This window comes from Candidatus Hydrogenedentota bacterium (assembly GCA_019695095.1).
GTDB lineage: Bacteria > Hydrogenedentota > Hydrogenedentia > Hydrogenedentales > SLHB01 > JAIBAQ01.
The window spans coordinates 15,186-27,303 of sequence record JAIBAQ010000081.1; the positions used below are offsets into that span (position 1 = coordinate 15,186).

Sequence of the window (12,118 nt, forward strand, 5' to 3'; positions counted from 1 at the left end):
ATGCGCGCCAAATTCTACATATCCAAAGGGGGGTATTGTGCCATAAAGGAGAGAAACGTGGCATCTGAGCATGAACATGGGAAAAACAAACCGGGACGCGGCTGTTCCAAAGGTTGCTTGGGTCTTGCTACCGCCGTCGTATTCCTCCTTTTGGTTCTGGCTATGTTGGCGGCACTCTACGTCGAGAACATAGATGAGAGGATCAACGCGCGAATTCAGGACATTCGTGACGCAGGAGAGCCCGCCACCCTGGAAGATCTCGAAGCCTGGGTCGGGCGCGTGGAAGACAAAGACAACGCGGCGATTCCCCTGCAAAAGGCCATGGATTCAAGTGTCGGCCCGGCGAGTCCTGATGCGCAGCTCCCCTTTGTCACCGGTAACCTCAATTCCCTAAAGCCGACGGATCCGCTGTCCGATGCCGTGCGGACTGAGACCGCCGTTTACCTCGAACAGAATGCGACTTGTCTTCTTGCCTTGAAAGAAGCTGCAACGTACTCCGAGTGTCGCTTCCCAATCAATTTCTCGGGGGGGGATATCGCAGATCTACCCCGTCTCGCAAAGTTGCGCACGCTCATGCGCGACGTATGTTTGGCGGCAACTTACGAGTCCGAGATAGGGAAGTCACAAGATGCCTTGGAGACTCTGCTCGCCGGAATGCGGTTGAGCGAGGCCGTCCGCAGGGAACCAGCCCTCATTTCGCAATTAGTTCGCATAGCGCTGCGCGCTATGCTTTTGGAAGGCACGGAACATTGTCTCAATCGGACATCATTCACGTCCGATCAACTGAAGCAACTTCAAGACGCGCTGCAATCTATCAATACCGGCGATTGTGCCTACACCGGTCTTCTCGGAGAACGTTGTGTGCTCATGGATTCGTTCTATGGCGCAATGCCGATGTCTGGCCCAGGCGTCTTCAGTGGATCGTGGGGGCCGTTGGGGTGGCGGTATCGCCTGGATCAAGAAACCTATTTGGAGACAATTGACGCTATGATCGAAGCGGCGAAGTTGCCGCCTGGTGAGGGCTGGAATAGGGCCGAGGAACTCCATGACGAATGGATGCCTGAAAATAGAAGTAGGCTCTCTCAGTTCTTGACCGTAATCTCCGACATGCAGATTCCCGTACTGACGAAATCGTTGGAAGTGCAGGCCCGTGACGCAAGCTCACTCAACTCCGCAATCTCAGCGTGTGCTCTTCTGCGGTATCGCCTTGAGAAGCATACTCTCCCTGCGACGTTGACCGAACTCGTTCCGCAGTACCTGGAACAACCTCCAATCGACTGCATGGACGGTCAGCCGTTGCGTTATGTGCGCGATGACCACGCCTTCACCGTATACAGCGTCGGTCCAAACAGGAAAGACGAACGAGGCAGGGAGCCGGAGGAAGGCGAGGATCTGTCGGAAACGGGCGATATGTCGTTTGCCGTCAGGTTGAGGCCGTAGACTTGAGGGAAGATGTTGGCTGAAGTCTGTATGGAAGGAGAGGAACTGTGAGGACAGAAGGGTCGTCCGCGGGGGGTGCTTCTTCCCGCAGGAAAGGCTTCTGGTCCGCGCTGTCGATCCTGCTGGTCGTCATTGTCGCTCTTCTGGGCGTGATGCTCTGGTGCGTAGGGAAGCTGCAAAACAATACCACGGCGCGAATCCAGGCAATTCGCGATTCCGGATTGCCGGCCAGCTATGTGGACTTCGAAGCCTGGATCGGAAAAGTCTCTGACCAAGAAAACGCTGCCATCCCACTTCAGGCGGCCATCGACAAGCATCGGGCCCCACAAAATCCGGAGTCTCCCATCCCCTACGTAAACAAGGTGACACCGCCTAGCTTCGAGCAACCATTCCCGGATGACATGATGTCTGCCGCATCGCTCTACCTGGCAAGCGAGCAGGAGACGCTGCTTCACGTGAACGAGGCCGCAAAGCTATCCTCCTGCCGGTTTCCCCTCGATCTCTATACGGGTTATGTGTACGGTTTTCAGCACACAGCGCCACTGCTCGAACTCCAACGTCTGATGTCTCTCAAGGCCGTCTATGAATCCGAGACCGGCAACGGCGAATCCGCGTATCAAGCACTCATTTCCGGGGCGCGTTTGAGCGAGGCTACTCGCAGCGAACCTACGCGCAACTCTCAATTGAATCGTATCGATAGGCATGCCCTGTTTGTCGATGCGCTCGAGCAATCCCTCAGTCGGACAACATTCAGCGTGGAACAGTTGAAGTCGCTGCAGGAAGAAGTCGAAAAGACGAACAGAGGGGATTGCATGTTTATGGAGTCTGTTGGCGAGCGTTGCATATTCCTGGATAGGATCGCGAACAGCAGCGGGAGTTCTGGGCCAGTCACAGTGTCTGATCTGGTGAACCTCGACCATTGGGGTAGAAGGCTGCAATCGAGCTTGGATTGCGAACGTATCTTGACAGTGATGGATTCTCTTGTTGAAGCATCTCGCTTGCAACCTTCAGAAGCCCTCGAACGAGCCAAACACATCGTCGAAGAAGACTCACGTGAGAATCAGGACGGGCTTCAGCTTTTTGAAACAGCGACCATCAGTGACTATGCCCAGATGTTGTGTGACGACGTGGAGAAGCAGGCGTGCGACACGTGTCTCTTGAACTGCGCCGCCACGGGAATTGCGCTTCTCCGATATCGCCAGGACAACGGAGCGTTTCCCAATGCACTCACCGAATTGGTTCCACACTATTTGCAAAAAGTGCCGGTAGACTGGATGGACAATCAACCCCTGCGCTATATCCACGACGAAGGCGGGTTCACCGTGTACAGCGTAGGCCCGGACAAGACGGACAACGGCGGGTTGCCGCCAGAGAAGCCAAGCCAACTGAAGAAGAAGGGTGACATCCCGTTTACGGTGCGGCTGCGTCCAGTTTCAGGAACTTGACAGGCAGGCTTCGTGACATCACAATCCACCCCTATGCTAGACGACAATGCTCGATACATGCGATACGCGATACGCGAAGCCGAACGCGCCCAGGAAGAGGGCGAGGTTCCGGTGGGTTGCGTGATCATTTATGACAACCAGATTATCGGTAAGGCACACAATCAGCGCGAATTGCTTCAAGACCCGACGGCACATGCCGAAGTCGTCGCGATTACGCAAGCCGCGAACAAGCTGGGTAGCTGGCGGTTGGAGGAATGCAAACTCTTCGTCACGCTGGAGCCGTGTCCCATGTGCGCGGGAGCCATCATCCTGGCGCGCATACCCGAAGTCTATTTCGGCGCGCACGACCCCAAAGCGGGCGTCTGCGGCACCCTCATGAATCTGCTCGAAGACGCGCGATTTAACCACCAGCCCAAGGTTTACCCGGGACTTCTTGCAGACGAATGCGGGGCGCTCTTGTCCGGCTTTTTTCAGGAGATTCGCCGCAGAAGCCGCGAGTCGCGTCTGAATGGGGATCGACCAGCTACGCTGGATTCGGAAGAATGACGAGTCGGCCACGGACGGAATAGGCATACGCCATTCCGTGAAGTCGATGGCGCGATTTTCGGTATCTGACTGCTGATTGCATTGCCGGATCGGATCCAACCGGGGGAGGATATCATGGCATCTCCATACGAACATGGGCGCAAAGGCGGGGGCTCGGGCTGCGCCAAAGGCTGCCTGGGTGCATTTGTCGTGATCGTGGTTCTTCTCGTTGCGGCGGCCATGATTGCGGGACTGTACATCCAACGTCTGGAAGATGCGACGGAGGTCCGTAATCAGGCCATACGAGATGCGGGCGAACCAGCCACACTCGCCGATATCGACGGTTGGATCGGCGCTGTCGAAGACGAGAACAATGCAGCAATCCCCTTGCAGGCCGCAATTGACGCTCACCATGAACCCTCCAATCACGAAACGCTCATGCCGTTTGTAGGGGGGAAGCAGGCGCAACTGAAGCCCACGGAACCAATCTCAGAGGAATTGAGAGCCGAAATCGAAGCGTACCTCCTGCAAGAGGAAAAGAGCCTCCAGTCTGTGAGTGAGGCTGTAAAACTGTCCGCATGTCGATTCCCGCTGAACTACTCGATGGGATACTCCGTGGAACTGCCTCACCTCGCCGGACTCCGTTCGCTTCAGCGCGTCGAATGCCTGAAGGCGACCTACGAGTCGGAACTGGGGAAATCGGAGGAAGCTGTCCAAACGATACTAGCAGCCGCTCGATTGAGCGAGGCTACCTCCAAAGAGCCCCTCCTCATTTCACAGCTTGTACGTATCGCCATGCACGCAATCTTGGTCTCAGGTCTTGAGCAATGCTTCAACAGAACATCGTTTACATCCGATCGACTGAAGCAGATCCAAGATGCAATACAGGCTATAAATACGGGCGACTGTATCTACACCGGCCTTCTCGGAGAGCGCTGCATGTTTATGGACGCGCTGAGTGGCAATACGCCCCTTGGAGAGTTTGGGCTCCCAAGTGCATCGTGGGGTCCACTGGCATGGCGCAATCGCGTGGACCAGGAGTACGGTCTTGAGATGCTGGACGAGATGATCAAGGCCGCCAAACTGCCCCCTGAAGAAGGCCGCGCGCTTTCCGAAAAACTCTACAACGAAGCAGACTTCGAGAATAGGGGCAGACTTCGGCAGTTCCTTACCATTGTCTCCGACCTTCAGATCCCGTCATTGGGCCGCGCCATGGAAGCTCAGGCGCGCGACACGAGTCTGCTGAACTGCGCCGTTTCGGCGTGCGCTATTCTGCGGTATTGGCAAGATAGGGGCACGCTACCGGATACTCTGGATGAACTGGTGCCCCAGTATCTCGACAAGACGCCGCTCGACTGTATGGATGCCAAGCCTCTGCGCTATCTCCACGACGAGATGAGTTTCACTGTGTACACAGTAGGGCCCAATAGGAAAGATGATGGGGGGACCTCGCCGGCGGAGGGCGAAAAGATCACCGAAACGGGCGATATGCTGTTTACGGTACAGTTGCGCAAAGGCGCTGGAGTCTGACTCGTGCCGCATAGCCCCGTCAGCTTGCCGTGGATGGGTGCACGCTTAGTCCGGGGGGCGAATTGATCTGAGGTATCCCAGCGAAATACGATGACCGTACACGGAAGCGAGGGAGCTTTACCATGGCGTCACATGAATTTGCGTTGTCTTACTGGCCCGATACCCAGGATATCCTTGCGAAGTGCGAGCGGCTTGTTAGCGTGCCACCGCGCTCGATTCGTCGCGATAAGATGGAGGAGTACCTTCGCTACTTCGAAACGCGCTGCAAGGGCAGCAAAGCCTCGACAGCCGAGGCCGCCAAGTACATTCCCGGCGGCGTGCAGCACAACCTCGCATTCAACTACCCGTTCCCATTGAATATCGCCAAAGCCGAAGGCCCTTACCTCTGGGACGTGGATGGCAATCGCTACATCGATTTTCTTCAGGCGGGCGGCCCGACCGTGCTGGGCAGCAATTACGCTCCAGTTCGCGACAAGGTCATCGAACTCCTGAAAGAATGCGGCCCGGTTACGGGACTTTTTCATGAGTATGAACTTAAGCTCGCGAAGCTCATCAATGAGTTGATGCCGTCCGTCGAGATGTTCCGTATGCTGGGGAGCGGCACCGAAGCCTGCATGGCTGCGATTCGAGTCGCGCGCGCATTCACGGAGAAGTCCAAGGTCATCAAGGTCGGCGCGGGATACCACGGGTGGAGCGACCAACTCACGTTCAGCTTGCGTATACCCGGGTCGGGAGCGTTCGAGTCCACCGGCATTCCCGACGAGTGCCTTGCGCACACGCAAGAGTTCTTTCCCAACGATATCGACGGCCCCGAAGGATTGCGGGCGCTATTGGAAGGAAACATGAAGAAGGGCGGCACCGCCGCCGTGATTGTCGAGCCGCTTGGACCCGAGAGCGCCACACGCCCCGTCACGCGCGATTTTAACGAGCGCGTGCGTGCACTGTGCGACGAGTTCGGCGCGTTGCTGATCTTCGACGAAGTCGTCACGGGATTCCGCGTCGGCCTATCCGGCGCGCAGGGCTATTTCAACGTCAAGCCCGACTTGACCGTGTTCGGAAAGTGCGTTGCGGGTGGCTATCCCGCGGCGGGCGGGGTCGGCGGCCGCGCCGACATCATGGCGCGATTGGGCGCGGGTATCGGTTCCGGGCAAGAGCGCGTTCTTGTGGGCGGCACCTTGTCGGCCAATCCCATCAGTTGCGCCGCGGGTTACTTCGCCATCACCGAAATGCAGCGGACCAATGCGCCGGTTCTCGCTGGACGCGCGGGCGATAGGTTGTGCGCGGGTCTTCAAACGATCATCGACGAGTTCGAACTTCCGTTCGTGGTCTTTAATCATGGCTCGATTGTGCACCTCGAAACGGCTGGCTTGCTGCAGGTCAATTTGACCGATCCCAATTTCTTCGAAAACGTATTCGAGCGCAAACGCATTGCCCAAGAGATTGGCGCGGCCTTTACCGCCGAAGGGATCATTACGCTCGCGGGAAGCCGCATTTACACAAGCATGGCCGACACAGACGCCGTGATTGACGATGCGCTTGCCGCATTCCGGCGCGTCCTGGGGAGCATGGAAGGCGTGGACGCCTAGAAGGACGCCGCGCTGTAGGTTATCGATACGCGAGGCATCTGTCAGCCGTTCAACCGGCGATAGATGCCTTTTGTTTTGTTGTAGATCGCCACGAATTCGCTGTACAGCCTATCGTATACGGCGCGATGTTCCGGGGTGGGGGTGTACGTCTTTTTACACTCGACGCAGCCGGGGATGTCGCTGGCTCGTATGTGACCCAACCCGAGTGCCGCGATGAAGGCCGCGCCGCGCGCATTAGCCTGAATGGGGTCTTTGGTCTGCAGAATCGATCTGTCCATGACATCCGCGAAGATTCCGCACCATACATCCGAAACGGCCCCGCCACCCACAATGGTGATGGAGTCAGTCCTGCGTTTGGTGAAACGCTCAAACGGAACCAGCAGCCACCGCGTGTTGAACGCGACCCCTTCCATTACGGCCCGAATGATGTCCTCGCGCGAGTTCTCAAGCGATAGGTTGAAGAGCCCAGCCCGCACGGTGCGGTCTTCGACGGGCGCGCGTTCGCCGAAGATCCATGGCGTGTACATGACGCCGTTGCTGCCCGCGGGCACACGGTCCGCGATGCGGTCCATGATCTTGTACACATCCGGCGTCTGCGCTTCCTGCAACAGTTCGTCCTTGTGATACAGAATCTTGTCGCGCAGAAACGTCAGGTTGCCCCCAGCCGTAGCCTGCAAGGCCGTGAGCAGGTAGCGTCCTGGAATTGCGCAGGGAAGCGATGCGAGCGACGCGGCAATGTCGGTCTTCTTGAACGGCACGTGGGCGGCGAGCCACGACGACGTTCCGATGTATAAGTGTGCCGCGTAGTCGTCCACGGCGCCGGAACCAACTGCAGCCGCCGTATTGTCGATGGCCCCGGCCACAACCTTCACCGTCGGTGGCAGACCGACGGCCTCTGCGAATTCCTTTGTGATAGGGCCCAGGTCTTGCGTGCAGGGCACGATATCCGGGAACTTCTCGCGTTCAATGCCGCACCCGCGCAGCAGGGCGTCCGAATAGTGGATCGCATCGGGATTGCGGTTATCGGTGACCCACGACGTGATGATGGAATCGAACGTGCCTACGAACTTGCCCGTGAGCCGGAGGTTCATGTAGTCGAGCACATTCAGGAACTTGTGCGTTGCGCGATAGACTTCCGGGTGGTCGTGTTTGATAAGCAGCATGTGCGCCGCGGGATCTTTGCCCGTTTGCGACGGCGCTCCCCCGGTAAGGCGAATCCATCGGAGCAGCTTAAGCGCATTGTAGCCGCTGACTTTCGGCATGCCCCCCATAATCTCGGGCAGGCATTTTGCACCCCGCGAGTCCATCCAGAGGATCGCATTCATCAGCGCGCGGCCGTCGGCATCGACGGCCACGGTGCCTTCGCCTTGGGTCGTGCAGCACACGGCCGCAATCCGTTCGCGCGGAACGAGATTGTCGGCGAGGATACGGCGCGTCGTCGAAACGAGCGTGTCCCACCAGTCGGAGGGGTTTTGCTCCGCGCCCCCGCCGGGGAGGTGTACCGTGGTGACGGGATCGAACTCCCAGCCAAGGACTTGGCCTCGCGTGGTGACCAGCGCCGTTTTGCACCCGGACGTGCCTAAGTCAACGGCGAGTATGCAGGGTTCGTTACTCACTTGGCTTCGGCCGCGCGGCTTTCTTTGCGGGCGATCTCCATGTCCTGTGAACTCTTCGTAAACTCGAACACACCCATTGCAACTTCTTCGGGCAGTTCGGTAATGGGCAGACCAGTGCTCAAAGCGCGGTAATACGCGCACGCGGTCTTTTCGAGGAGTTCGACGTAGTGCGCTGTCTTTTCGAGGTTGCGGCCGATGCTCAGCGCACCGTGATTCTGGAGAATATAGCAGTGGCATCGATTGTCCAGTTTGGACACCACGTTTGTCAGCAGTTCCGGACTGCCCGAGAGTCCATACGGCGCTACCTCCACCTTGGGCCCGATCGTAATGGCCACCTCATCGAACAACGCCGGGATGGGATGGTTCAACAGCGCGAAGATTGACGCATACGGCTGATGCGTGTGGATGACGGCGTTTACGTCTTTCCGGTTTTGGTAGACGGCGATGTGCATGCCCGTTTCCACCGACGGTTCCGATGAGCACTCGATCCATCGCTGGTCGAGTCCGACGATACAGATGTCCGAGGGTGCCATATTCTCATACGGTTTGCCCGACGGCGTAATGGCGATGGCGTCTTCGTCGTCGATGAGCACGGACACGTTGCCTCCGGTACCCGAACGAGTTCCGAAGTATCCATCTCTCGATAAGGTTTGACTCACACGCAGGACGTTTTCGCGGTAACTATCGTATTTGCTCACGAGTCTCGTGCTCCCCGGCTACCCTTGGACCCCATCATATCTTTGCGGCGGCCGGGTGTCTACCGGTCGCCTGAACGATAGGTCATATTTTAGCCATTGAGTCATAATTTGGGAAGCAGGAAATTCCTCTCCGCAGTGGGGCAGGGGAAACCGCTTGCGCAGCCTGGTTTACGCCGCGTTGCCGACCGTGGCGGGGAGTAGCGCCACTTCCTGAGGGGCGAGTTCAAGCAGGAAACCGCGCTTGGGGATTGTTCGTATAAGTCCGCTGCGCAGGGGGGCAACTTCTTTGATCCGCTGAATGATCTGGCGTTTCTGGAAGTGCATCTGCACGGATTCCACGACGGCATCTCCCCAAACGGCATCGTAGAGTGTTTCATAGGGTACGCACTCCCCGGGCGCGGCGGCGAGGGTCCGCAGCATGCGGAACTGCTTTTCCTGAAGACGGACCGGCTTCCCTTCGATCCAGACTTCGTCCGGGCGCCGGTCGTCTACGACGAGGATTGGTTGGGAGGCCGATGGGGAGGCCTCCCAACCGGATGGGGTAGGGTCCTCGTCGTTGTGGCAAAGGGCCCAGGAGCGGAGATCGTGGGCCGTTGTGGTGGGCATCCATTGCGCGAGAACCTGGGCCGGGGCGGAGGCAATCGTCCTGGGTTCAAGCAGGTTATGGGCTTCGAGCGCGAGGATCGCGTTGCGCGTGAGGCCATGCAGGCGCAGCCGGGCAAGCGGAAGCGCGGCCTCGCGTAAACCGTTTTGCAGGCGTTCCGAGAGGCGGGCGATACGGTCGATAAACTCGCGATTGCCTCCGAAGGCTCCCGCGATGGCCGACGTGGTATCGACGAGCCAACTGAGTTGGTCCGCCGCCGCGACGATTTGTCCAAAGAAGGTGTGATACCGGTCTTCAATTTCGTAGATGGGCAGTTCGTCGATCCAGTCCATGAGGAACAGCGCGATCTTGATCGCGCGGACTTCTTCGAAGAAAGGGGTCAGGCTGCAGTTTCGCAGACGGTTCATGGGGACGTCCGCGGAAAGGTCCTCGTCCAAGGTCAGCCGCTTAAGCACCCCCGGATAGTCCGCGCGTTCGTATTCGCGCGAGGTCAAGGAGATTTGCACCATGCGCCCATCGGGAGTCATCGCCGCCGCGAGGATGAGGTCAAGCTCGGACCAGACCCGCGTCTCCGATTCGCGAACCCAGTGCGCCAGTTCCAAGGCTGTCGCGATGGTAATGCCCTTTGCCGCCACGGCCTGCCCGAACGGAGTTGCCGATAGCCTTCCTGACGCGTCCTTGGCGAGCATGCCCGCATCGACGGCGCGGTTGACGGCGGAGCGGATACGGAACTCGATCTCGTCGATGGTATAGGTCTCGGCCCAAATCCACACGCCGGTGAGGGTGTTCTCAAGGAAAGTCTGCAATTCCTCTTCGGTGAAGCAGGCGCGCGACGCCACCAGTCGCAACACATGATTTTCTAGCGGGTCGCGAGCCAACTGCGGTTCGACGCGCTCGCGTTCTCCTTCGATATACCTCCGCCACAACGTGGCCTGATCGAAAGGAGTCATTGCAATCAGGATGGAGCGTCCAAACGGCGCGCCGGAACCGTAGCGTCCCGCGCGTCCGCCCATGTTCTCGTATTCCGAACGCAGAACAGGCGTCTTCCACGGCATGCCGAATCGGGAATCGTAACGCCACTTGTCGGAGGCCATGAAGACGTTGTGCGCGGGCAGGTTGAGTCCGATGGCAAGGGTGCTGGTCGCCACGACGGCCTTGATCTCGCCGGAGCGGAATCCGGCTTCAACAATGAGGCGCTCTTCCCGCGACAGGTCGGCGTTGTGAAACGCCACGCCCGAGGCCAGCGTGTTCAAGAGACTGTCGCGGGAGTGGGTGGCTTCGAGGCGGCGCAAGGCCTCCAGCGCATGCTTTGCCGGCGGCAACGCGACGCGCCCCGCAAGCAGTTCCGCACCCCGCCGCGACTCGTGCCGCGCCTTGACGAACACCAGACACGTCTCGTCCCGCTTGACGAACTCGCATAGATTCGTCGTCAGTTCTTCCCATGCCGATTCGGAATGCGCATTGACGAAGTCTTCCTGGGTTTCCGCGTACTCGTTGTAAGTGCGGTATTTGAAGACACCGTTGTGAAGTACGCCGTAGCGCAGCTCGACGGGCCGCCGGTCGTGGTGGACAAGGTCCGCCCCCATCCACTTGGCCAATTTGTCCGCATGCCCGATCACCGCCGAAAGACCAATGAGCCGCCGCTTGCTTTGCAGCAGCCGGGTAAGCAGTAACTCCGCCTGCGCCCCGCGCTCGGGGTCGGAGAGAATTTCTAGTTCGTCCGCCACGACCAACTCCACCTCTTCGAGGCGTTCCGGACGGCGGACGATCATCTGCGACAGTTTTTCGTAGACGGCGACCGCAATGGAGAAACGGCCGGATTCGAGCGCCTCGTCGAAGTGCCGGTGGTCCCGCGTGGAGATGATGACGTCGATCCCGTATTCCGAATACTTGGCGCGGAAGTCCTCGTACTTCTCCTCGGCGAGGGCTTTTAATGGAACGAGGTAGAGCACCTTCTTCCGGCGGAGGGCGGTTTGAATGGCGGCCATCTCGCCAATGAACGTCTTACCGGAACTGGTCGGCGCCTGGATGATGAGATTGCCTCCCCCGAACAGGTTGTGCCGCTTGACGGCCATCTCCTGCAACGGCAGCAGGGATTCGCTCTCCTGCTTCTGCCAAAGCGCGATAATTTCCGGGGGAATGTCGTACCGCAGCAATTCCGTCATTTTCATGGCACTCTCCTCGGACCGGGGCTGAGCCGGTTCTCGGTCCAAGGGGAAGTATACTGAATAAAGATTCAGATGTCAATAGGTCCGAGACAATGGGACGGCGGAGACTTGGAACTTGTGAGTAGTTCGCCTTGGAATTTGGGGACAGACACGTCTTCGCTCACTACGTTCGCTCCGCTTGTGTCAGTCCCCAAATTCCCTGAGTACCCCCTGGAACAATTCGGCGGTTCAAGGGGCCCTCGGCTACGACAATTCCACCGGACATCTTTGCTGGCACCCGGAGAGATTCACCACAGAGGCACGGAGGGCACAGAGTAAGACGGTTTGTTCAAGCACGTTTGGCAAGAACTGTGTCGCAGGCATCTTGCCTGCGTCCCGTGCCAGGCACTGCGCCGAGAGGGGGTGCACCCCCCATGCAAATTGACGATTCAAGGGTCGCTTGCCTGGGTCGTCAGTCGTCTGGGGGGGTGTCCCCGTGCAATTTGACGGGGCAAGGGGGGCATGTC

Annotated in this window: 7 protein-coding genes; 5 read left to right on the top strand and 2 right to left on the bottom strand. The window is 58.5% G+C overall.

What is annotated here, in order from left to right; all coding sequences use genetic code 11:
• The first annotated feature begins 57 nt into the window (after positions 1–57).
• The 5 genes from K1Y02_14375 (at position 58) to K1Y02_14395 (ending at position 6,526) form a co-directional block, all read left to right on the top strand.
• Entirely contained in the window at positions 58–1,440 is a 1,383-nt protein-coding gene (locus tag K1Y02_14375; GenBank protein ID MBX7257544.1) for a hypothetical protein, read from the top strand.
• Positions 1,441–1,487: 47 nt separating this feature from the next.
• Positions 1,488–2,885 (top strand): hypothetical protein, encoded by a 1,398-nt coding sequence (locus tag K1Y02_14380; protein MBX7257545.1) that lies wholly within the window; start codon positions 1,488–1,490, stop codon positions 2,883–2,885.
• Positions 2,886–2,918: 33 nt separating this feature from the next.
• Positions 2,919–3,431: a tRNA adenosine(34) deaminase TadA gene (gene tadA, locus K1Y02_14385; GenBank protein ID MBX7257546.1), complete on the top strand. Its 513-nt coding sequence runs from the start codon at positions 2,919–2,921 to the stop codon at positions 3,429–3,431.
• 114 nt (positions 3,432–3,545) lie between these two features.
• A complete protein-coding gene (locus tag K1Y02_14390; protein MBX7257547.1) occupies positions 3,546–4,940 on the top strand; it encodes a hypothetical protein in 1,395 nt (464 codons plus the stop codon).
• 122 nt (positions 4,941–5,062) lie between these two features.
• Positions 5,063–6,526 carry an aminotransferase class III-fold pyridoxal phosphate-dependent enzyme gene (locus tag K1Y02_14395; protein ID MBX7257548.1) on the top strand — a complete coding sequence of 488 codons (1,464 nt, stop codon included), beginning with the start codon at positions 5,063–5,065 and terminating at the stop codon, positions 6,524–6,526.
• Between the two features lie 41 nt (positions 6,527–6,567).
• On the opposite strand, the gene K1Y02_14400 is transcribed toward K1Y02_14395, so the two are convergent.
• Both K1Y02_14400 and K1Y02_14405 read right to left on the bottom strand, forming a co-directional pair.
• On the bottom strand, positions 6,568–8,379 hold the full coding sequence (locus K1Y02_14400; GenBank protein MBX7257549.1) for an FGGY-family carbohydrate kinase: 1,812 nt from the start codon (positions 8,377–8,379) through the stop codon (positions 6,568–6,570).
• 629 nt (positions 8,380–9,008) lie between these two features.
• On the bottom strand, positions 9,009–11,615 hold the full coding sequence (locus tag K1Y02_14405; GenBank protein MBX7257550.1) for a DEAD/DEAH box helicase: 2,607 nt from the start codon (positions 11,613–11,615) through the stop codon (positions 9,009–9,011).
• Positions 11,616–12,118 lie beyond the last annotated feature (503 nt).

Excerpts from the sequence above, each read along its gene's own strand:
- tadA (MBX7257546.1), top strand. The coding sequence starts at position 2,919 with ATGCTAGACGACAATGCTCGATACATGCGATACGCGATACGCGAAGCC.
- K1Y02_14390 (MBX7257547.1), top strand. The coding sequence starts at position 3,546 with ATGGCATCTCCATACGAACATGGGCGCAAAGGCGGGGGCTCGGGCTGC.
- K1Y02_14395 (MBX7257548.1), top strand. The coding sequence starts at position 5,063 with ATGGCGTCACATGAATTTGCGTTGTCTTACTGGCCCGATACCCAGGAT.
- K1Y02_14400 (MBX7257549.1), bottom strand. The coding sequence starts at position 8,379 with ATGCCACTGCTATATTCTCCAGAATCACGGTGCGCTGAGCATCGGCCG.
- K1Y02_14405 (MBX7257550.1), bottom strand. The coding sequence starts at position 11,615 with ATGAAAATGACGGAATTGCTGCGGTACGACATTCCCCCGGAAATTATC.